This window comes from Microbulbifer sp. JSM ZJ756 (genome assembly GCF_044383805.1).
Taxonomy (GTDB): Bacteria; Pseudomonadota; Gammaproteobacteria; order Pseudomonadales; family Cellvibrionaceae; genus Microbulbifer; species Microbulbifer zhoushanensis.
In genome coordinates this window covers 407,785-429,700 of the sequence record NZ_JBISER010000001.1, presented here as the reverse complement: position 1 = coordinate 429,700, position 21,916 = coordinate 407,785, and the positions used below count along the sequence as shown (strand labels likewise).

The window sequence follows — 21,916 nt, the reverse complement described above, 5'->3', positions numbered from 1 at the left end:
GAGGCCGAATGGCGCGCAGCTGCGCTGGACTGCTCCTGGCGCTCGCGGTGGGGCTGCCCGGCACAACCCTGGCCCAGGACACCGCCCCCGCTGCGCAGGAGTTCGGCGGTCTCCCGCCCGGTGAAGGCCGGGAGGAAGTGTACGGGCTCTGTTCCGCCTGCCATTCGCTGATGATCGTCAAACAACAGCGGCTCAGCAAGGCGGCCTGGCAGGACACCCTGAAATGGATGACCGAAACCCAGGGGATGCCGCAACTCCCCCCGGAAACACTCGAACGCATCACGAATTACCTGGCAGAGCACTACGGTACCGATGGTGACTGACCGCGCCAGCATTCTATTCCCGCACCTCTTTCGCTGTCATCTCCGCCGTCATCCGTTATAGGAAATGAGGCATGCGTGGACAGCCCTGACCGACGTGATCGATGACCGTGCTTAAAAACACCCCACAGCGTTACGGCACCGTCGCCATCGCACTCCACTGGCTGATGGCCGTGTTGCTCATTGGCCTGGTCGTCCTCGGCCTGTATATGAGCGGCCTGCCGGATGTCGGGTTCGACAAGAGGAAAATCGGGCTGGTCCTGTTGCACAAGGAATATGGCATGGTGGCGCTCGGACTGGCTGCGGTGCGGCTGGCATGGCGCCTCGGCAATGTGCTGCCGGCGCTGGCCACGCAGTTCCCGGACTGGCAGAAGGTGGCGGCGCGGTTTGTTCACCTCTGCTTCTACGCCTTGATGTTCGCGCTGCCGGTGACCGGCTGGTTGATGTCTTCCGCCGCGGCCATTCCGGTATACGCCTTCGGCGTCCGGCTGCCGGACCTGATTGCCCAGAATGAGTACCGGTTCCAGGTACTGATCGAGGTTCACAAATGGCTGGGCTATGCATTGATCGGCTTTATCGTGATCCATGCGGGCGCGGCGTTGAGGCACCATTTCCTTTCCCGCGACAACACCCTGAAAAAGATGCTGCCCGGAGCGGGCAGCCAGGGCTGACTCAGGGCATCTCGCCGATTACAAACCAGGCGACCTGTCGCAGGCTTTTTGCGGCGGCCTCGTTGGCGGCCACGATGCCGGCGTAGGGGGTCTGCTGCAGCAGGGGTTCGCGCAGGGAGATGGCCCGCTCGGCGATAACCCGGTTTGAGTCGCCATCCACCAGCTGCACCCGCAGGGACAGCTGCAGGGTGGCCGGCTCGGAAGTGAAGTCCTGCGTCAGCTCCAGGATCTCGGTCCGCAGCGCATAGTGGTAGGGGCCGAAGTAGGGCGGGCTGAGTACGGCATGGAAGTAGTGGGTGTTTTCCAGCGTCCGGGCCAGCAGGGGCTGCAGCATCTGCGCCGGTGTCGCGCCCCATTCGTGCCGGCTGAAGTACTCAACCTGGTGTGGCCGGAGGCGGTAGGCCATCCGTACGGTGTCGTAGACGGGGTTGATGGCCGGCGGCAGCACCATCAATGTGGCGGCATGGGGTTCCCGCCGGGGGAGTTCGGTCGGCAGCTGGTCGATCACGCCCACCTGGATATCGTCCTCTACCGGGGAGAATAGCGAACAGCCGGCAAGTACTGCCATGGACAGTGCCGCCAGCAGGATGCCGGCCCGGGCGCAGGCCCAGTGGCGCACGCAGCGGATTGCGTTCATTCGCTTTCGCCCGGGCCAAGCGGTGGCTGGGCGCTGCCGCGCAGCAGGATTGACGGGTCGCGATTGATCTTGACCGTCAGGCGCTCCATCGAATTGGTCAGCCTGCCCAGGGCGGTCATGGTCCGGTACGCCTCGGGCAGCACCTGCTGCTGGAGTGCGTTGACCGAGTCATTGCCCGAGTCCAGCAGCGGTCCCAGCCTGCCGCTGGCGGCCTCGGTGTTGGTGATAATGGTGCTGAGTCTCTCCTGGTGCCCGGCCAGCATACGGCTCACCTGCTGCAGGGCCTGGACCGTGTCGGTGCTGGAATCCAGCAGAGGCCCGAGCCGGCGGCTGGCCCGTTCGGTGTTGGCGATGAGCGAGCCGAGCTTTTCCTGGTTTTCCGCCAGCATATGGCTGACCTGCTGCAGGTCGTGCGCGGCGGAGCGGAGCGAGGCAATGGTTTTCTCGTCCAGCAGGGTATGGAGCAGGTCGGTCAGCTGCTGTACGTTCTGGTTGACCTGGCTGATGGCGGTATCCAGGCTCACAAACCGGGATGGCGCGGTGGGTATCTCCGGGTAGCGGTCGCCGGGGGCGGCGGTAAGTGGCCCCTGGCCTGTTCCGGTATTTTCCAGCAGGACGTACACGTAGCCGGTGAATCCCCGCGTAGCGAGTCCGCGGGCAGTGATAGTGGCGACGGTCGCCCGGGAAATGGGGGCGTCATTCTCCGCCTCAAACAGGATGCGAACAGAGTGGGGGCCGGTCAGCTCGACCTGTGTGACCCTCCCCACATCCACCCCGTGGAATTCCACCGGTGCACCGGTGATCAGCCCGGACACGGAATCCTCGGTGACAATCTGGTAGGTCGTAAACCGGCCCGCTGCCAGGTAGTACCAGACAGCCCAGGCCACAAGGCCCAGCAGCACCACCATCGCGAATGCCAGCCTTGCCCGGTTCGCTATGCTGATTGTCATCGGGCTTCCTCCGCTGCTGGGGGATTGGCCGGGGTCGTGGCCACACCAAGTCTAGATCAAACCGCGACAAGCTAAATGGATATGCCGACAACTGCGCAGATCGGCGAAGCTGCAGGGCGCATGCAAAGACACAAGTAGTCCAACCAATAGACGCTGGAGGGAGCCGGAAATGGCCAGCAATGTGGAGCAGAATATTCGTCCGGAGTATGACCAGGTAATCCAGGATATCGCTGACTATGTGCTGGATTACGAAATCGAGTCGGAAGAAGCCTGGGATACGGCGCGCTATTGCCTGATGGACTCGATTGGCTGTGGGCTCTTGGCGCTGGGCTTTCCCGAGTGCACCAAGCTGCTGGGGCCGGTCGTCGACGGTACCCGGGTGCCGCATGGGGCGCGGGTTCCCGGAACACGACTCAGCCTGGACCCGGTCAAGGCGGCCTGGGATATCGGCTGTATTGTCCGCTGGCTGGATTACAACGATACCTGGCTGGCGGCGGAGTGGGGCCACCCGTCGGATAACCTGGGGGCGATCCTGGCGGTAGCTGACCACCTGTCCCGGCAGACAGTCGCTCAGGGAAAGGAGCCGTTCAGGGTGCGCGATGTGCTGGATGCAATGATCCGCGCCCATGAGATCCAGGGTGTGCTGGCACTGGAAAACAGTTTCAACCGCGTGGGGCTGGACCATGTACTGCTGGTGCGGGTGGCTTCCACGGCAGTGGCCGCGCGCTTGATGGGCGGTGATCGCGAGCAGGTGATGGCGGCGGTGTCGCAGGCCTGGGTGGATGGCAGTGCGCTGCGTACCTATCGCCACGCCCCCAATGCCGGCTCGCGCAAGTCCTGGGCTGCCGGTGATGCCAGCAGTCGCGGCGTGCAGCTGGCCGATATCTGCATGCGCGGCGAGATGGGGATCCCGGGGGCGCTGACCGCGAAGCAGTGGGGCTTCTACGATGTGTCATTCAGCAAGACCAATGCGGACCAGAAGGTAAAGGCGGAGGGGGAGCGGCAATTCAGGTTCCCGCGGGACTATGGCAGCTATGTGATGGAAAACATCCTGTTCAAGATCTCGTTTCCCGCCGAGTTCCACAGCCAGACCGCCTGCGAGGCGGCCGTGACCCTGCACCCCCAGGTCGGGGGGCGACTCGATGAAGTCGACCGGGTTGTTATCACCACCCACGAGTCCGCCATCCGTATTATTTCCAAGGAAGGACCGCTGGCGAACCCGGCGGACCGAGACCATTGCCTGCAATATATGACAGCGGTACCACTGATATTCGGGGAGTTGCGGGCCGAGCACTATGAAGATGGTTTCCATAACGCACACCCGGAGATAGACCGGCTGCGCGGGAAAATGGAGGTTATCGAGGAACCGCGCTACTCAGCCGACTACCTGGATCCGGACAAGCGGTCCATTGCCAATGCGGTGCAGGTTTTTTTCAGGGATGGGAGTTCAACGGATAAAATCGAAGTGGAGTACCCGGTGGGGCATCGCCGCCGCAGGGAAGAGGGGATTCCCCTGCTTGAACAAAAATTCCGGGACAGCCTGGCGACGCGATTTCCCGCCAGGCGCTGCGGCGAAATTTTCGCGCTCTGCAGTGATCGGCAAACCCTGGGGCAGCTGCCGGTACATGAATTTATGGATTTGTTCGTGATCTGATGCCGGCAGGCGTATGCAGGGGTTTCCGTATCCACTTGATGGCCTGTGGGGTGGCCGTAGGGGCGAACCTTGTGTTCGCCCAAAATAAAAGAGGCGGCCCAGCGGCCGCCTCTTTTGTGTCTACCGAAGCCTGATATCAGAACTTCAGTTCAGTACCCACACCGAAGTAGCTGCGCTCGTAGTCGTTGGCTGCGGTCTCGTCGGTGACGAAGGCGAAGACCTTGGCAGCGCTGGACATCTTGTAGTCCAGGCCCAGGCTGTAGGTTTCCGCATCTTCCACAACGATGTCGGACTGGCCGTACTGGGCCTTCATGGTCCAGGCGTTGATCTTGTAGGCGGCGGAGGTCATCCAGCCGTCCTGGGTGCTGCCGTCGGGCTTTTCCTGCTCTTCGAACAGGGCGCCCACCTGCACCGGGCCAATGTTGTACTGGCTCACCAGGCGCTGCACGTTCCAGTCGTTGGCTTCCACGTCCTGGTCGAAGGCGTAGGCCACGTAGATGCCGTTATTGTCGTAGGCGAAAGACACGGAAGTGCCGTTATCGCGGGTGATCACGTTGCCGTTCTCGTCCAGCAGCGGTGCGCCTTCGCCGTCGGTCAGCTCCTCGTCACCGTGGCTGATGTAGGCCGCGGTAGCCTTGAAACCACCGAAGGAAGGGGTGGAGTACTGGAGGTTGTTGGCCTCGCGGTTGTCGCTCTTGGTGATGACACTCTTGATGTCACCTTCCAGGTCACCGAACAGGTCGACTTTCTTCTGCGCCTTCTTCAGCGGGGTATCGAACTTGCCGCCGATCACCTGGCCGAAACCGCCCTCGAGGCCGGCGTAGATGTTGCGCTGCTTGAAAATCTCTTCAGCCTCGCCGTCGACATCGGTCTCGTATTCCATCTTGTAGATGCCGGTCAGACCATTGTCGAAAGGCAGCTCGCCCTTGACACCCAGGCGGGAGGCGTTGCTCTTCAGGCCGGTGGTGGAGCCATCGCCCTCATCCGCGGACTGGAAAGTGACATTGGCCTTGCCGTAGAGTGTCAGGGCTTCTGATTCTGCCTGGGCATTCGCCAGGGCAGGGGCCACAGCGATCATAGCCAGGGAAATAGCGGTCTTTTTCATCGGTGGTCTCGCACAGTTTTCATTGGAATCCGGGTAGGCCGTTTATTTGTCCGAATGCCGGCCATCCCTCGAGTTGCTGCGCATTCTGCGGGCGCAATATTACAAAAAAGTTAAAGAAGTCATTTTTTTTAATGAAATGTGACTGATTGGTGCCGTCAGTGACACTAATGACAGGTGTCCGGGCTGGGTTTGCCTGATTTTTGGCCAGCCCTGGTCCTGCCGGTGCAGCCCGGCCAGGGGAGAGCCGAGCCTCGGTCACAGGAGCGTCGCAAAAGGATTTGCCATGCTGGGGAGATTGGCCGGCGGCGGCCGGCCGTGCGGGGGATTCAAGGCCCCCACGATATTAATGTTGTGGTGCTATGCCTGCGGCATTGCAGGCACCGGGTACCTGCCACAGCTTCCGGGCTGGTGGGTATGGCTGGGGGCGTGGCTTGGAGTATGGGGGCTGGCGACACTGCTGTGCCTGGTCCGCCCTGGTCTGCGACAGCTCCTGCCGCTGCTGCTGGCGGCCTGCCTGGGGTCGGGCTGGGCATTGTGGTCAAACCAGCAGGCCCTGCACGACCGCCTGCCACTGGAGCTCCATGGCTCCGACTTCCTGTTACCTGTTGAAATCAGTTCGCTGCCCGAACGCGCCGCTGGCCGCGATCCGGTGGATGGGCCGCAGGACGTCCGGTTCGTCGCCCGTGTACTGGGAGCCCCGGATATGGCCGGGATTACCCGCAATATGCCAGGGCAGGAGCTGCGCCTCACCTGGTATCGGGCATCGCCGGATTTCGCCGCGAGACTGAGAGCGGGAACGCACTGGCTGCTACCCGTGCGCCTCAAGCGCCCCAGGGGAAGTGTGAATCCCCACAGTTTCGATTACGAGGGCTGGCTGCTGCGCCAGGGGATATACGCCACTGGCTACGTTCGGCCCCGGGACGCAACACCCCGCTTCCTGGGCCGGGCACCGGGGATCCAGGTAATGCGGGAGTCGCTGCGGGACCGGCTTGCGCGCCAGGACCCGCCACGGCTGGAGCTGGTGCAGGCACTGTTGCTGGGGGACCGCAGTGGCCTGCGCCACAGGGATAAGCAGTTGCTGCGTGTTACCGGAACTGCCCACCTGGTAGCGATATCCGGCCTGCACGTGGGCATGGTGGCCGGTTTCTTCGCCCTGGCGGCGGGATTGCTGTGCCGGGTAGCAGGAGGGGCGGGTTGGCAGCTGTCACCATTGGTCATGGGTGGCGCGGCAATCCTGGCTTCCCTGGCCTATACGCTGCTGGCCGGAGCCCCGCTCTCAGCACAGCGGGCCATGGTGATGACGGCAGTGTTTATGTTGGTACTGGCCTGGGGGCGGCGGACCAGTGCCGGCCTCGCCTATGCGGTAGCGCTGGCCCTGGTGCTGACGCTGCAACCGCTGGCGGCGTTCAGTCCCGGTTTCTGGCTTTCATTTGTGGCGGTAGGGGCCCTGTTGCTGGCTTTCTGCGGCAGGAGCGGGAGTCGATCCCGCGCCGGCAACGACCTGGCAGGCGGGACGGTGGTGGAAGTTACACGCCTGTGGGCGCAAAAGCTGTGGCGGGGGACTCTGGGGCTGGCCCGTGGCCAGTGGGTGGTGACACTGTTTCTGCTGGTGCCCTCGCTTCTCCTCTTTTCCGGCGTCAGTATCGCGGGCTTTGCCGTCAACCTGGTTGCGGTTCCATGGATTGGCATTGTGATCCTGCCGCTGTTGATGCTGGGCGCCTTACTGGGTGAGAGCGGGGCGGGCGCGCTGTTGATCGGGCTGGCGGGACAGCAGCTGGACCTGTTGATGGAATTTCTGGGGCTGGTGGGTTCACTGGGCGCCTGGCAACCGCTGGGATTTGCGGGAGGCCCGGCGAGCCTGGCGCTGTGCGCGGTTTGCCTGCTGTTGCTGGCACTGCCAAACGGGATTCCCGGCCGGCATTGCGGTTGGCTGTTCGCAATACTGCTCGCCGCGCCTTTGCTCTTCCCGGAGCAGCGCGAGCCCCGGGGGTTACGGTTGACGGTATTCGATGTGGGGCAGGGCCTTGCGGTGCTGGCGGGGACGGGACAGGCGCACCTGCTTTACGACACCGGGCCCCGTTCCCGCAGCGGCTGGAACGCCGGTGCGGCAATTGTCTCGCCATACCTGCTGGGCGAGGGCATCGGGTCGCTTGATACGGTGGTGGTCAGTCACGGTGACAGCGACCACAGCGGCGGCCTGGCGGACCTGTTGGCGAGTGTGCCGGCGGGACAGGTCCGGGCGCCGGGGACGCTGGCCCCCCGGCTGGGCGAGGCCGCGGGCATGCCCGCGGCGCGCTGCCAGGCCGGTGACACCTTCCATGTAGGGGCGGCCCGGGCGGAAGTGCTCTGGCCCGGGGATCCATCGGTCAGCGGTGAGGATAACGACCACAGTTGCGTGGTCGCCCTGTACTGGCGCGACCTGCGGATCCTGCTGGCAGGGGATATCTCTGCGCGAGTCGAGTCGCGGCTGGTTGACACCTATCCATCCCTCGGGCCGTTTGACCTGCTGGTGGCTCCCCACCACGGTTCGGGCTCTTCTTCCTCCCGGCGCTTTGTCGATTGGGCCAGTCCACGGCATGTCGTATTCAGTGCTGGTTTTCGCCACCACTTCGGCCATCCTCACCCCAAAGTCGTCGCACGCTACCGCGCTTCCGGTGCGCGCGTGTACAACACTGCCTACTCCGGCGCGCTTTTTTTTTCCTGGGATGGAATTTCGCGGGAACCAAATATCACGTTCGGCCGTGTTAATGGTAAGTTCTGGCTGAACGGACCGGTTAAAAAATAGGCGGACAGGGTCGCCTGCAGGCTTCGCAGGATAGGCCTCCCTGCTTGAGTGGGACCATCGTCACACTTTTCCCGTGCAGCCTGGCAGGGAACTTTTATTGTGATGCCTGTCAAATCGGATCCGTTAATAATTGTTAATATTTGATTAAATTCCGAGCAGTGCGGTCGGTCAAAAAATAAGCAGGGCGACCGATCTCGGTGTTGACCAGTCAGGACATGCTTGCGGGCATAAAACATAAAGTAGTGGTGTGTTTGATGAAGCGTTATACGAACAGGAAATTCTTGTGCGGGGCGATTGCCGCGGTGACCGCGATGTCGGCCGGTCAGGCGATGGCCGAGCCCGAGTGGAAGTATTCCCTTGGTACGGATATCAGCAGCGGTGACTACGGTGATTCGGTCGATACCGACATCATGTCCACGCCTTTTACCGTGAGCTACAAGCCCTCCGCCAGCTGGACCTTCAAAGCCTCGCTGCCTTTCGTGCAGATCGAGGGCCCGGGTGGTGTAGTGCCCGGTGGTGACGGTGGCGTGGTTGTCGGCCGCGGCAATGGCAACACTGGAAATGGCGGTGGCTTCGGCCCTGGCAATAGTGGTGGTGCCGATACTACCGATGTTGAAACCGTCAAGGAGTCGGGGTTCGGCGACCTGTGGTTGACGGGTACCTACAGCCTCGACCCGATTGCGGAACGCTGGTTCGTGGATCTGTCAGGCAAGTACAAGGTGCCGACCGCCGATGAGGAAAAGGGGCTGGGTACCGGTGAGCCGGACTACACGCTGCAGGCGGAAGTATTTACCGTGGTCGGTGACTTTACCCCCTTCGCCACTCTTGCACGAAAGATCAAGGGTGACCTGCCGGAAACAGAGATCAACGATGTCTGGTACACCTCCGTGGGTAGCGGCTATCGCCTCGGCAATAACACCAGCGTCGGGGCTTCCCTCGATTACCAGCAGGCAACCACTGAGACCAGTGATCCTTCCACAGAACTTTTCGGTTACCTGAACCAGAAACTGAGCGAACAGTGGAGCGGCATGCTCTACGGTTACAAGGGGCTGTCGGAAGGCAGTCCCGATTTTGGATTTGGCGTCCAAATCAGTTACCGCCCGGGCCAGTAAGTGCCGGCAAAAATATAGTACTCACAGGAGAACGAGCGATGAAGATCCCATATAAGAATGCAGTACTTCCCGCTGTACTGTCGGCAATGCTCGCGGGCGCAGCATGGGCCCAGGATGAGATGCCGGACAACGATGCTACTGACACTGAAGTGGTTGAGTCAGTTTCTGATGTACCTTCCGGCAGCATCGCCGGCATGTTCGGCGATTTCCTCGGCGAGGATTCCCAGAGCTACGTCGATGGCCTGCGCAGTGGCGAGCTCACATACGTTCCGCCGGAAGACGCCGAGGGTGATGTAGAGGGTGACGCCGCGGAAGATGTGGTCGAGACCGATGATGTCGAGGAAGTTGAAGGCGAAGGCGCTACTGTCGGTATGGGTTACGGCAATGTGGTGATCACCCTGGCACTGGCTGAGCAGATGGCCATGGCCTCTGCCGCCGAGGCGCTCGAGGGTGAGACCGGCATGACTGCCGATGATGCCATCAATGAAATCCTGTTCATGCGTGTCGAAGAGGGTATGGGCTGGGGCCAGATTGCAAAGGCGATGGGTTTCAACCTGGGTGAGGTGATGAGCGGCATCCGTTCCAATCGCCCGGAAACCGCAGGTACTGCCAAGGCCGACAAGATGACCGGGCAGGACAAGCGGGCCGAGAAGGCCACCGCAATGGAAAAAGGCATGAAGCCGGAAACTGCGGGCCCGAAGGTGGATAAGGTCGACCGCATGGCCAAGGCGCAACGCCCGGCCAAGCTGGAGCGGCCCACCAAGCCCGAGCGTCCGGAAAAGCCGGAGCGCCCGGAAAAGCCGGCCAAGCCCGAGCGTCCGGGACGCTAACCTGATCCTGGTTGGCCCAGGTCACCAGGCGTCGAACCTGAACCGCCGGCACTGCCGGCGGTTTTTTTATGTCCGGGTAAAACGGGCCCGGTCCTGCGCCACGATGTAACCCATGTCACAGTCGGGGAAAAGACGCCGTTGGCAAGACTTAGCTGGCGCCAACAGCTGTGGTAAAGTGCTGCTCTACCTTTCGCAGTACGGGTAATAAGAAAAGTGTTAGAGATAATAAAGTCCGGCGGCTGGCTGATGCTGCCGATCCTGCTCTGTTCTGTCGCGGTTATTGCTATTTTTATCGAGCGTCTCTGGACACTCAATCCCCGCCGTATCGCGCCGCGAGGCCTGCTCGGGGAAGTCTGGAGCTGGCTCAAAAATAACCAGATTGACGGCGAAAAGCTCAAGGAACTTCGCGACTCCAGCCCGCTGGGCCGGATCTTTGCCGCCGGCCTGTCCAATTCCCGCCATGGGCGCGACGTGATGAAAGACAGCATTGAAGAGGCCGCGAGCCAGGTGATCCACGACCTGGAACGGTTTCTCGGCGCCCTGGGCACCATTGCGGCCGTGGCCCCGTTGATCGGCCTGCTCGGTACCGTGGTCGGTATGATCCAGGTGTTTACCGCGATCATGCTGGAAGGCACCGGTAATGCGGGTGTGCTGGCCGGGGGGATCAGCCAGGCGCTGATTACGACTGCTGCAGGCCTGACCGTGGCTATTCCCGCCCTGATGGCGCACCGCTATTTCCAGCGCCGGGTGGATACAATCGTAGTCACCATGGAGCAGGAAGCCGTCAAGCTGGTTGATGCGCTGCACAGTGATCGCCGCGTTGAAACGGCCTGAGGTATAGCTCATGCAGTTTCGCCGCCAAGCCAAAGAGCAGGACGGGGTCAACCTCACGCCACTGATTGACGTGGTATTCCTGCTGCTGATCTTTTTCATGGTCTCCACCACCTTTACCAAAGAGAGCCACCTCAAGCTGGATCTCCCCGAGGCAGCGGGCCCACAGGCGGAAAACCCGCCGCGCAGTATCGAGGTGCTGATTAACGCGGATGGGTCTTACTCCGTGGACGGGCGTGCCCTGGTCAATAAAAAGCTGACTACCCTGAAATCGGCCCTGTCGGAAGTTTCTGCGGGCGAGTACAATCGCCCCCTGATTATTACTGCCGATGCCACGGCGGAGCACCAGGCTGTGGTGCGCGCCATGGATGCTGCGGGGCAGCTGGGTTTTGTCCACCTGAGCATTACCACGCGGCAACCGGAAGAGAGTTAACCGACAGGGGTCTGGCGGGTCGCAAGATGCGCCTGCCGGATGCCTGAGGCCGGAGACCGCCGCGCCAGTACCCTCCGGGGGCTGATCGCCGCGATCCCCGTCCGCTGTACGATATGGCTATCTATGGATAATGCCCCAGGGCTCCCGCCAAGCGGGACAAAGACCTACCGCCGCCTGCTTTCCTACGCATTGCCACACTGGCCGATTTTCGCCCTGGCAGTCCTTGGTTTCCTGCTGTTCTCCACCATGAACGTGAGCCTGATCGCGGTGACCGAGCTGTTGCTGGATGCCGTGGGCTCCGGTATCCAGGTCGGGCAGGGGTTTCTGGCGAAATGGGTGGCCGGCTACTTCCCCGGCGGTGTCATGCCGCAGGAAGCTGCGCGCTGGATGGTGCCGCTGGCCATGCTGGCGATTATCGTCCTGCGGGCATCCGGTAACTTTATCGGTAGCTACGGCCTGGCCTATGTGGCGCGTGCAGTGATTCACCAGCTGCGCACCGACCTGTTCGTCAAGATCGGCCAGTTGCCCAGTGCCTATTTCGACCGGTACACCGGCGCCTACCTGATCTCCAAGGTTTCCTACAACGTGGAGCAGGTCACCAATTCGATTACCAAGGCGATGAAGGTCCTGATACGCGAGTCCTTCACCGCGCTGGGGCTGCTGACCTACCTGCTGCTGGTCAACTGGAAACTGACCCTGACGTTTTTCCTGTTTGCACCGCTGATCGCTTTTATCGTGCGCATCGTGGGCAAGCGCTTTCGCAAGCTGAGCCACCGCATCCAGAACAGTATGGGTGATGTTACCCATGTCACCCAGGAGGCGATCAACGGCTACCAGGTAGTGCGCATGTATGGCGGGCGGAAGTATGAGAATGCCCGTTTCGAATCGGCCAGTGACAACAACCGCCAACAGTTTATGAAGCTGGTGGTGGCCAATAACGGCAGCGTCTCGATAATCCAGATACTGGTGGGCCTGGCGACGGCTTCCATTGTATGGCTGGCACTGGCACCGGGCATGGTCGAGTCCATGACCGCCGGTGTATTCGCGTCTTACATCGGTGCGGCGGCATCGCTGGCCAAGCCGGTTCGGAGCCTGTCCGAGGTTTACGCCGACATCCAGAAGGGTATCGCCGCCGCCGAGAGCATTTTCGATGTACTTGACTCCCCCCGTGAACCCACTGGTGGCGCGGCATCACTGCCGTCACCGGTGAACGGTGCAGTCACTTTCGAGCACGTGGGCTTCCGCTATGACGAGGCCGCCCCGGCGGTGCTGAGCGATATCGATATCGAGGTGGCGGCCGGCCAGACGGTGGCACTTGTGGGGGCTTCCGGGTCGGGCAAGAGCACCCTGGTCAGCCTGCTGGCGCGCTTCTACGATCCTACCAGTGGACGCATCCTGCTGGATGGCGTCGATATTGCCGATGTCCCCCTCGAGCAGCTGCGGGGCCAGATCAGCATGGTTTCCCAGAACATCGTGCTGTTCAACGATACTGTCTATAACAACATTGCCTATGGTGAGCTGGCAGGCTCCCCGCCGGAGGCGGTGAAGCGAGCGGTTGAATTGGCCCATGCCACTGATTTTGTGGCGGAGCTTCCCGAGGGACTGGACACCCGGCTGGGGGACAACGCCCAGATGCTCTCCGGCGGCCAGCGCCAGCGCCTGGCGATTGCCCGGGCGCTGCTCAAGGATGCGCCGGTGCTGATCCTCGACGAGGCGACCTCGGCACTGGATAACGAGTCCGAGAGGAGCATCCAGGCAGCACTGGCAGAGGTAATGAAGAATCGTACCACTTTCGTGATCGCACACCGCCTGAGTACCATCGAGGGCGCGGACCGGATCCTGGTCATGGAGCAGGGGCGCATCATCGAAAGCGGTAACCACCAGGAACTGATAGAGCACGGCGGCCGCTATGCGGCGCTGTTGCAGCAGCAGACGGCGGGATAAGCGGGCGGATGTCGATGGAAGACTGGTTCAACAAGCACTGGTATCCGGACCGGGAGCGGCTCTCCCCGACGGCACTCCTTACCCCGTTGTCAGCCATCTACCGGGCGGTCACGGGCTTCCGCCGGCGCGCTTTTCGCGAAAGCCCCCCGGAACCGCTGCCGGTACCGGTAATCGTGGTAGGCAATATCACCGTCGGTGGTGCCGGCAAGACGCCGCTGGTGGCGGAGCTGGCGCGCTGGCTGGGGGAGCGCGGCTTCAATCCCGGTATCGTCAGCCGCGGCTATGGCGGCCGGGCGAAAGAGTACCCGTACCAGGTCACCGCGCAGTCCCATCCGCTCGAATCCGGCGATGAGCCGCTGATGCTGCACCTGATTACCGGCCTGCCGGTTATGGTCTCGCCGGATCGCAATGAGGCGGCCCGGGCACTGGTGGATTATCACCAGTGCGATGTCATTCTCTCCGATGACGGCCTCCAGCACTATGGCCTGTGGCGCAGCCTGGAGATCTGTGTGATCGACGGCCAGCGCGGGCTGGGGAACCGCCACCTGTTGCCGCGGGGCCCGTTGCGCGAGCCACCGGAGCGCCTCGAAAGCGTCGATATTGTGGTGGTGAATGGCGAGCCCGAGGAGCGGGTAGAAGAGTACTGCGGGGACCAGATTGATTTTGCCATGAACCTGCGGCCGGCCAGCTGGCACCAGTTCAACCTGGACCAGACATCCACGCTCAAGCTGGCCTCGGGTCCGGAAGTGGGGCCATGCCATGCGGTGGCGGCCATCGGCAACCCGCAGCGTTTCTTCCGCGAGCTGCGCCAGATGGGATACCAGGTAATGGAGCAGGCATTTGCCGACCACCACCAGTTCAGTCCCCAGGAGCTGCATTTCGATGGTGAAACGCCGGTGATCATGACCATGAAAGACGCGGTAAAGTGCCGCGATTTCTGGCAGGGCCACTGGTGGGCACTGGAAGTGCGCGCCATCCTGCCGGACCTTTTCTACCAGAGAATCCACCAACACCTGCAAGACTTTTCCAGCGATGAGTGAGCCCGTTCCTTTCGATGTTGTAATTCCCGCGCGCTACGGTTCCAGCCGGCTGCCGGGCAAGCCACTGGCGGACATCGCCGGCAAGTCGATGGTGCAGCGCGTCTACGAACGGGCGGCGGAAAGTGCCGCCGAACGGGTGTTTGTCGCCACCGATGATATGCGCGTGGCTGAAGCCGTGCGGGCTTTCGGTGGCGAGGTCTGCATGACCTCTGCTGACCATGTGTCGGGTACGGATCGCCTTCACGAGGTGGCCCGCAGCCTGGCGCTGCCCGGGGAGCGCATCCTGGTGAATGTGCAGGGTGATGAACCCCTGATCCCCCCGGCAGTGATTGACCAGGTGGCAGCCAACCTGGCTGGCAACCCCGCAGCCGGCGTGGCCACACTGGCGGAGCCCATCCGGGATGTGGATGACTTCCTGAACCCCAATATCGTCAAGGTTGTGACGGCGGAATCCGGCCTGGCCCGGTATTTCTCCCGTGCGCCGATTCCCTGGCCGCGGGATGCCTTTGCCGTGCAGCAGGGTGCGCTGCCTGAAGGCTTTGTCCCGCGCCGCCATATCGGTATCTATGGCTACCGGGTGGCCCTGCTGGAAAAGTTTGTCAGCTGGGAGGTGGCACCGCTGGAGCGGCTTGAATCCCTGGAGCAGCTCCGTTTCCTCTATCACGATGAGAGCATCCACGTGGCTGATGCCTGTGAAGACGTTCCCGGTGGTGTGGATACGGAGCAGGACCTGCAGCGCATGCGTACCCTGCTGGCGGAGTAACATGATCCAGGCCGATGTAGACCTGCAGCCCTATAACACCCTGGCTATTGCTGCCCGGGCAGCACACTTCGCGCAGGTGGAGAACCTTGACCAGCTGCGTGAGGCTCTGGAGTTCGCGCGCCGGAAAAAACTCCCGATCCTGCCGCTTGGTGGCGGCAGCAATATCGTGTTGACGGGCAATTTCCCCGGGCTGGTGATTCACCTGGACAATCCGGGCCTGGAAGTCCGCGAGCAGGGCGAGCGCACCCTGGTGACGGCAGGGGCCGGGGAAAACTGGCACCAGCTGGTAATGGCAACTGTGGACCGTGGTTTGGGCGGGCTGGAAAACCTGGCCCTTATTCCCGGCCGGATTGGTGCCGCGCCGATCCAGAATATTGGCGCATACGGCGTAGAGTTGCGGGATAGCTTCAGCAGCCTCGAGGCGCTGCATATCGCCACTGGCGAAATACACATTTTTTCCGCCTCAGACTGCGAGTTCGGTTACCGTGACAGTGTCTTCAAGGGCAGGGCACGAGACCAGTACATCATTACCAGCGTGAGCCTGGAGCTCCACGGTGAGTGGCATCCGCGGGTTGATTACCCGGCCCTGCAACAGTATTTCCGTGAGCAACAGATTGATAGCAGCGGCCTGACGCCGCGCGCTGTAGCAGAGGCCGTTATCGCTGTACGTAACAGCAAGCTGCCCGATCCGGCACAGATCCCCAATGCCGGCAGCTTTTTCAAGAATCCCATTATCGACGGCGACCTCTACCGCGAACTTAAAAAGGCGCATCCCGACCTGGTCGCCTACGAGGTGGGTGAACGCTGGAAGTTGGCGGCAGGGTGGCTGATTGATCGTGCCGGCTGGCGGGGTAAGAGGCAGGGTGCAGTGGGCGTGCACGAGCGACAGGCACTGGTGCTGGTGAACCCGGGCCACGGCGCAGGGGCCGAAGTGACCGGATTGGCACAGGAGATCGCCGCCGATATTCACGCAAAGTACGGTGTGGAGCTCGAGCCTGAACCCCGGTTCTATCCCTGACCGGTAGCGACTGCGGAGGCCTGGCAGATGCTGGACGAAGATGCCTTCCGGGCAACGGCCGGTAAGCTGGCCGCCAGCTGGGCGGACGCGGAGTGGGTCCACCTGGAGCCCGGCAGCGGCCTGCTGATCCCGCACTGGCTGGGTCGCGCTGAGGAGTCCGCCCTGATGCATGCCTGCCTCGGCCAGTTGCAGTGGGACCAACCCGAGATACGCATGTTCGGCCGCAGTCACCCGATTCCCCGGCGCCACGCGTTCGTCGCCGACCCGGGTATCACTTACCGCTGGTCGGGCCTGGAGCAGGTGGCGCAGGCCTGGATCGGGCCACTGGTGCGGGTTCGCACCCGGCTGAAGTCCTGCGGTTTCCATTTCAATTCGGTGCTGGCCAACCATTATCGTGGCGGATCCGACAGCATGGGCTGGCACGCTGATGACGAACGCGAGATGGGACCGCACCCGGTAATCGCCACCCTCAGCCTGGGGGCGCCCCGGCGGCTGGCATTCAAGCGGCGTGATGGAGGCGGGCGCACCAGCCTGGAGCTGGGGCAGGGGACGTTGTTGTTGACCTCCGGCGCGGTCCAGGGGCACTGGTTGCACCAGGTGGCCAAGTCCCGCAGGGCCCTGGCGCAGCGCGTCAGCCTGACCTTCCGTACCTTTCCCGGCTAAGCCTGCCGTCGTCTTTCGGGGGCGCCGACACGAAGAACGGCTCTGTGGGACGACCTTTCATGTCATTTGGTTATATTGGGACAGATTGGTTAGCAGCGGACATGACTGTCGCTCCCACTGCGTGATGTAGGTATCTTTGCACCCGGTGATTTGTCTGGTATTTTGACTGCAGGCTCTGTGGATTCGCCCGGCGGTGATGTCGGCCGGGTATAAAAATCTGTAAAAAAGAATGCAAGCCCGGACAAGGGAAGGTTCGGAACCTGCATAATCCGTAGTTGGGGCTAAATTGATCAAAGTCTTAGTGGTTGACGATCACGATCTGGTGCGCATGGGAATCTCGCGCATGCTCGGTGACGTCTCTGATATTGAAGTCGTCGGCCAGGCCAGCAGTGGCGAGGACGCACTCGCTTTTGTTCGCCAGCAGCCGGTGGATGTCATCCTGATGGATGTCAAGATGCCGGGCATGGGAGGGATGGAGGCCACCCGTAAACTGCTGCTGCGCTGCCCGGAATCCCGTGTTGTGGCAGTCAGTGCCCTGGATGACGAAATGTTCCCGGATCGGCTGATGCAGGCCGGTGCGCTGGGTTATGTCACCAAGGGCGCCGACCTGGAAGAGATGGTCAAGGCCATTCGGACAGTCCACTCCGGCAACGTCTACCTCAGCAGCTCGGTTGCCATGAAAATGGCACTGCGGAAGGTGAATGGCAATTCCAGCAAGTCCTCTCCGTTTGACGACCTTTCCGAGCGCGAGCTGCAGACTGCCACCATGATCGTGAATGGCAGCAAGGTGGCTGATATCGCGGCGACACTTGCTGTCAGCCCGAAGACAGTGAACAGCTATCGCTACCGTATTTTCGATAAGCTCGGTATCCACAGTGACGTCGAGTTGACACTGCTGGCGGTCAAGTACCAGGTCCTGGATCCCGAAGCAGTGCTCTGAATTCCCCGGGGGAATTGGCTCACTTTGTATTCCGCTCAGCAGTAATTGGCGAAATCCATGACAGATAGTGACGCTTCGAGCACTGTTCATCCCTTCGACAGCAAGCGTTTCCTGCAATCCGTTACCCGTAAGCCTGGCGTCTACCAGATGTTCGACGCGGAGGGGCGTATCCTGTACGTCGGCAAGGCCAAGAACCTCCGCAGCCGGCTGTCCAGCTATTTCCGTGCTTCGGGCCTGACGGCCAAGACCATGGCCCTGGTCCAGCGCATCAACAGCATAGAAATTACTGTCACCCGCAGCGAGACTGAGGCCCTGGTGCTGGAACAGAGCCTGATCAAGTCGCAGCATCCGCCCTACAATGTGATGCTGAAGGATGACAAGGGTTATCCCTATATCTTTCTCTCCAGTGCCGATACCTTCCCCAGGATTGCTTTCCATCGCGGCGCCAAACGGAAAAAGGGGCAGTATTTCGGTCCCTACCCGAATGCCTCATCGGTACGGGACAGCCTCAACTTCCTGCAGAAGACCTTTCGTATCCGCTCCTGCGAGGACAGTGTTTTCCGCAACCGATCGCGGCCCTGCCTGCAGTACCAGATCGCGCGCTGCACAGCCCCTTGCGTGAACTTTATCAGCGAGGAGGACTATCGAGCTGACGTGCGCCACGCGGAGATGTTCCTGGCGGGCAAGAGCGACACCATCCTGCGCGAGCTGGCCGACCAGATGGATACGGCCTCGCGCGAGCTCGAGTTTGAACGGGCTGCCCGGTTGCGCGACCAGATTGCCGACCTGCGCCGCCTCCAGGCCGACCAGGTGGCCGAGCGCTCCACTGGCAACGCCGATGTCATGGGTGTGGCCACTGAGGGTGGTGCCTGCTGTGTGCATGTGTTGTTTATCCGCCAGGGGCGTATCCTCGGCAGCCGCAGCTTCTTCCCGGCCGAACGGCTCGGTCTCGATAGCAGTGAATTGTTGTCGGCCTTTATTCCCCAGTTTTACCTCGGCAGCCAGCGGGAGGTGCCGCGCGAGATTCTCACCTCCGAGGACATGGAGGACCGGGAAGCGCTGCAGGAGGCTCTGGGCCAGCAGGCTGGTCGCGAGGTTACCATCTCCCATAAATTACGCGGCAACCGCGCTACCTGGGTCACCATGGCGCAACAGGCTGCGGCGCAGAACCTCGGCAGCCGTACCGCGGCCCAGCAGAAGCTGCAAAGCCGGTTTGAGGCGTTGCAGGAGGTGCTGGAACTGGAGCAGCTACCGGAGCGCCTGGAGTGCTTTGATATCAGTCATTCCAGTGGCGAAGCCACTGTGGCCTCGTGTGTTGTATTCGACACCGGCGGGGCGGTGAAGTCTGACTATCGCCGCTTCAATATCGACGACATCCAGGCCGGTGATGATTATGCGGCCATGGCCCAGGCACTCAAGCGGCGCTACACACGACTGTCGAGCGGGGAGGGCAAGTTCCCGAATATCCTCCTGATCGACGGCGGCAAGGGCCAGGTGCGACAGGCCGTGGATACACTGAATGCCCTGGGTGTCGTCGGCGTGCAGATTGTCGGCGTGGCCAAGGGCACCACCCGCAAGGCAGGCTTTGAAACCTTATACGTGGTTGCGGGCGGTCGCGAGCTGGTGCTTGCGGCCGATTCGCCAGCGCTGCACCTGATCCAGCAGGTACGGGATGAGGCGCATCGCTTTGCCATTACCGGGCACCGGCAGAGGCGCGACAAGAAGCGCCGCGAGTCCCCCCTTGAGGGCATTGCCGGCGTCGGCCCGGCCCGGCGGCGTGCCCTGCTGCGTCACTTTGGCGGCCTGCAGGAAATCCGGCGCGCAACCGTACAGGAAATCGCCGCGGTTGAAGGGGTGAGCCGTAAGCTGGCAGAGGATATATACTCGGCGTTGCACAGCCATTGAGGTTCCGTTTGTTGTCGGCACGTGACTGCGGGGCGCTTAAAGTTTCTTTTTCAGTGGCGACTTGGTAACGTACCCGCACCGTAAGTACAGGGAAAAGCATGACACTCGCCAATCAACTGACGCTCTTTCGAGTCGCACTGATACCAGTCCTGGTACTGGTATTCTTTCTGCCGTACAAGTGGAGCTACCTGGCCTCCGCCGTTATTTTTTCCCTCGCCGCCATCACTGACTGGCTGGATGGCTATATCGCCCGCAAGATGAACCAGAGCACGCCATTTGGGGCCTTCCTGGACCCGGTGGCGGACAAGCTCATGGTGGCGACCGCGCTGGTCCTCCTGGTGGGCCTGCACCAGAATGCCTGGTTTACTATTGCGGCAGCCGTGATTATCGGTCGCGAGATCGCGGTGTCGGCACTGCGAGAGTGGATGGCGGGGCTGGGCCTGCGCAGCAGCGTTGCGGTCTCCTTTATTGGCAAGGTAAAAACCACGGCACAGATGGCTGCAATCATCGTATTGCTGGCATTTGACGTGCGGGAATACCCGGTGATGGAGACGATCGGCTACATCCTCCTGTACACCGCCGCTGCGCTTACGCTCTGGTCGATGTTCATCTACCTGCGCGCCGCCTGGCCGGCATTGATGGATAGTGGTGAGAGCAAGGATGAAAGTGCTGGCGAATAGCCGCAGGATGTAATGAAAAAATCCAGCACGAAAAAGGCCCGTACCGTTGGTACGGGCCTTTTTTGTTGCAACTGCCGGTGATGGTTTAGTGCGGTGCCTGCAGCATCCCGCCACCGAAATCGTCATCATTGCCAGGCTTGCCCAGGTCCAGCGCCTGCTGGGCCATGTCTGCCACTACCTGGGCCGGATGCATAGAGCCACCATTCGCTTCGATCATCAGGGCGGCAACGCCGGCGGCATGCGGAGAGGCCATGCTGGTGCCCACGGACCAGTACCAGCCTCCGTTGCCGGTGCTGAATACGAAATCAAACACTCCGCAGGAGCGCACTAAACCGGCAACCGCACAGGCCGGCTCCGGGTTGGTAAAGTAGTACTCGTAGTCGCCACCCGGTGCGGCAAAGTCGATCAGCGACTGGCCGTAGTTTGAGTAGACTGCCAGCTGGTTAAGGTTTTCCTCGCCGGCTGCCCATCCCTTGGGGCCGGTGGCGGAGATAGAGATTGCGTGGGGCGAATCGGCGGGCAGGGTAACCACGTTGGTATCCTTGTCGCCGTCGCGCGCATCGTTGCCGGCCGAAGTGATGATGGTTACCCCGGCGTGATGGGCGTAATTCGTGGCCCTGGACATCATTACCTTCAGCGCCGCAGCACCCTCATCACTGGCTGGGAAGGACGCCCCGAGGCTCATATTGATCACGTCCGCATCGACGTCTGCAGCATGCACGATGGCCGCGGCCACATCGGCAAACGAACCGGTGCCTGCATCGCCCAGGGCTTTCAGCAGGATCAGCGTGGCTTCGGGGGCGACACCGATTGTACCGAAGGCATTGTCGGCCGCGGCGACGGTACCCGCCACATGGGTGCCGTGACTGAAGGCGTCATCAAAGCTGTAGCCGATGCCCTCGCCGGTGAAATCGGCACTAGCGTTGTAGTCGATATTCGGTGCGAGGTCCGGGTGGTCCATATCAAAGCCGCCATCGATCACGGCGACGCGCACACCCCGGCCGGTAAAGCCTGCATTCCAGGCCTCGGGTGCATTGACTGCGTCGTGTCCCCACTGCAGGTCAAAAAAGAAATCATCATCGCCGCTGCTGGGCGGGTTGCCGGCGTAGTCCAGGGTAGGGCCATCGAAAGTTACCGGCTCATAGAACTGGAAGGTGTTGTCGGCACTCAGGTGCTTTACCCCGGAAATTGTGCGGGCAATTTCGCCAAAATTGCTGCCGGCCTCGACCTTGAGCACACCGATTTGCGGCATGTGGCGGGTTACGGTGCCGCCTGCTGCGGCTATCTCGTCGAGTGTCTGCTGTTTTACGTCGTTGCCATGGGCGACCACTACCCACGATTCTGAGAGGGCCGCCGGCGAGGCGGTTATGCCCATCGCCAGCGTCGAGGCGAGCGCGATAAATTGCTTGCGTAACATAGGGTTCCTTCCTTCAATGCTTATTCGAACTTTATTTTGGTGGCGGCTTCCCTACCGCGAACTCCTGAGAAGTCGCTTAAAACAGCGCAGTGGCGCTTGTACCTATCTAAACGGTCGCTCGGGTACGAGTAAATATTATTTGACCAAATAACAATAAAGTTTGATCAGGAAGTGGAGATGGTAGGATGCGCATTCGTTAATGGCGCGCATTGAGTCTG

The 21,916-nt window shown here is 61.6% G+C and carries 20 protein-coding genes; 16 read left to right on the top strand and 4 right to left on the bottom strand.

Annotation, left to right across the window (positions count from 1 at the left end; translation table 11 throughout):
• The first annotated feature begins 8 nt into the window (after nt 1-8).
• Together ACH6CX_RS01880 and ACH6CX_RS01875 are read left to right on the top strand one after the other, a co-directional pair.
• On the top strand, nt 9-323 hold the full coding sequence (locus ACH6CX_RS01880; RefSeq protein WP_232942683.1) for a hypothetical protein: 315 nt from the start codon (nt 9-11) through the stop codon (nt 321-323).
• Between the two features lie 101 nt (nt 324-424).
• On the top strand, nt 425-991 hold the full coding sequence (locus ACH6CX_RS01875) for a cytochrome b (protein WP_396674481.1): 567 nt from the start codon (nt 425-427) through the stop codon (nt 989-991).
• A gap of 1 nt (nt 992) precedes the next feature.
• On the opposite strand, the gene ACH6CX_RS01870 is transcribed toward ACH6CX_RS01875, so the two are convergent.
• Both ACH6CX_RS01870 and ACH6CX_RS01865 read right to left on the bottom strand, forming a co-directional pair.
• A complete protein-coding gene (locus ACH6CX_RS01870) occupies nt 993-1,628 on the bottom strand; it encodes an ABC-type transport auxiliary lipoprotein family protein (RefSeq protein WP_396674479.1) in 636 nt (211 codons plus the stop codon).
• Entirely contained in the window at nt 1,625-2,578 is a 954-nt protein-coding gene (locus ACH6CX_RS01865; protein ID WP_232942677.1) for an MlaD family protein, read from the bottom strand. Before ACH6CX_RS01865 ends, ACH6CX_RS01870 begins: the two co-directional genes overlap by 4 nt.
• Before the next feature lie 169 nt (nt 2,579-2,747).
• On the opposite strand from ACH6CX_RS01865, the gene ACH6CX_RS01860 reads away from it, so the two are divergent.
• Nucleotides 2,748-4,232 carry a bifunctional 2-methylcitrate dehydratase/aconitate hydratase gene (locus ACH6CX_RS01860; RefSeq protein ID WP_396674477.1) on the top strand — a complete coding sequence of 495 codons (1,485 nt, stop codon included), beginning with the start codon at nt 2,748-2,750 and terminating at the stop codon, nt 4,230-4,232.
• 136 nt (nt 4,233-4,368) lie between these two features.
• On the opposite strand, the gene ACH6CX_RS01855 is transcribed toward ACH6CX_RS01860, so the two are convergent.
• Nucleotides 4,369-5,337: a porin gene (locus ACH6CX_RS01855; RefSeq protein WP_237061570.1), complete on the bottom strand. Its 969-nt coding sequence runs from the start codon at nt 5,335-5,337 to the stop codon at nt 4,369-4,371.
• Between the two features lie 283 nt (nt 5,338-5,620).
• Here ACH6CX_RS01855 and ACH6CX_RS01850 point away from each other — a divergent pair, with 283 nt between their 5' ends.
• The 13 genes from ACH6CX_RS01850 (at nt 5,621) to pgsA (ending at nt 20,281) form a co-directional block, all read left to right on the top strand.
• Nucleotides 5,621-8,122 carry a DNA internalization-related competence protein ComEC/Rec2 gene (locus ACH6CX_RS01850; RefSeq protein ID WP_396674474.1) on the top strand — a complete coding sequence of 834 codons (2,502 nt, stop codon included), beginning with the start codon at nt 5,621-5,623 and terminating at the stop codon, nt 8,120-8,122.
• A gap of 254 nt (nt 8,123-8,376) precedes the next feature.
• Complete coding sequence (locus ACH6CX_RS01845; protein WP_237061566.1) at nt 8,377-9,234, top strand: hypothetical protein; 858 nt, start codon at nt 8,377-8,379, stop codon at nt 9,232-9,234.
• Nucleotides 9,235-9,272: 38 nt separating this feature from the next.
• Complete coding sequence (locus tag ACH6CX_RS01840; protein WP_396674472.1) at nt 9,273-10,064, top strand: hypothetical protein; 792 nt, start codon at nt 9,273-9,275, stop codon at nt 10,062-10,064.
• Between the two features lie 213 nt (nt 10,065-10,277).
• Nucleotides 10,278-10,898, top strand: a complete 621-nt coding sequence (locus tag ACH6CX_RS01835; RefSeq protein WP_232942665.1) for a MotA/TolQ/ExbB proton channel family protein — start codon at nt 10,278-10,280, stop codon at nt 10,896-10,898.
• A 10-nt stretch (nt 10,899-10,908) separates the two neighbouring features.
• Complete coding sequence (locus ACH6CX_RS01830; protein ID WP_232942663.1) at nt 10,909-11,328, top strand: biopolymer transporter ExbD; 420 nt, start codon at nt 10,909-10,911, stop codon at nt 11,326-11,328.
• 123 nt (nt 11,329-11,451) lie between these two features.
• A complete protein-coding gene (msbA, locus tag ACH6CX_RS01825) occupies nt 11,452-13,272 on the top strand; it encodes a lipid A export permease/ATP-binding protein MsbA (protein ID WP_232942661.1) in 1,821 nt (606 codons plus the stop codon).
• An 8-nt stretch (nt 13,273-13,280) separates the two neighbouring features.
• Nucleotides 13,281-14,312 carry a tetraacyldisaccharide 4'-kinase gene (gene lpxK / locus ACH6CX_RS01820; RefSeq protein WP_232942659.1) on the top strand — a complete coding sequence of 344 codons (1,032 nt, stop codon included), beginning with the start codon at nt 13,281-13,283 and terminating at the stop codon, nt 14,310-14,312.
• Complete coding sequence (gene kdsB / locus ACH6CX_RS01815; protein ID WP_237061565.1) at nt 14,305-15,075, top strand: 3-deoxy-manno-octulosonate cytidylyltransferase; 771 nt, start codon at nt 14,305-14,307, stop codon at nt 15,073-15,075. Before lpxK ends, kdsB begins: the two co-directional genes overlap by 8 nt.
• Before the next feature lies 1 nt (nt 15,076).
• Nucleotides 15,077-16,093, top strand: a complete 1,017-nt coding sequence (gene murB / locus ACH6CX_RS01810; protein ID WP_396674468.1) for a UDP-N-acetylmuramate dehydrogenase — start codon at nt 15,077-15,079, stop codon at nt 16,091-16,093.
• Between the two features lie 27 nt (nt 16,094-16,120).
• The gene (locus ACH6CX_RS01805; protein WP_396674466.1) at nt 16,121-16,756 is read left to right on the top strand and encodes an alpha-ketoglutarate-dependent dioxygenase AlkB family protein; all 636 of its coding nucleotides are present in this window, start codon (nt 16,121-16,123) and stop codon (nt 16,754-16,756) included.
• A gap of 286 nt (nt 16,757-17,042) precedes the next feature.
• The gene (locus ACH6CX_RS01800) at nt 17,043-17,696 is read left to right on the top strand and encodes a response regulator (RefSeq protein WP_232942651.1); all 654 of its coding nucleotides are present in this window, start codon (nt 17,043-17,045) and stop codon (nt 17,694-17,696) included.
• Between the two features lie 57 nt (nt 17,697-17,753).
• Nucleotides 17,754-19,601: an excinuclease ABC subunit UvrC gene (uvrC, locus tag ACH6CX_RS01795; protein ID WP_232942649.1), complete on the top strand. Its 1,848-nt coding sequence runs from the start codon at nt 17,754-17,756 to the stop codon at nt 19,599-19,601.
• 98 nt (nt 19,602-19,699) lie between these two features.
• Nucleotides 19,700-20,281 (top strand): CDP-diacylglycerol--glycerol-3-phosphate 3-phosphatidyltransferase, encoded by a 582-nt coding sequence (pgsA, locus tag ACH6CX_RS01790; RefSeq protein ID WP_232942647.1) that lies wholly within the window; start codon nt 19,700-19,702, stop codon nt 20,279-20,281.
• 85 nt (nt 20,282-20,366) lie between these two features.
• Here pgsA and ACH6CX_RS01785 read toward each other — a convergent pair whose 3' ends face one another.
• Complete coding sequence (locus ACH6CX_RS01785; protein ID WP_237061559.1) at nt 20,367-21,698, bottom strand: S8 family serine peptidase; 1,332 nt, start codon at nt 21,696-21,698, stop codon at nt 20,367-20,369.
• Nucleotides 21,699-21,916: the final 218 nt, after the last annotated feature.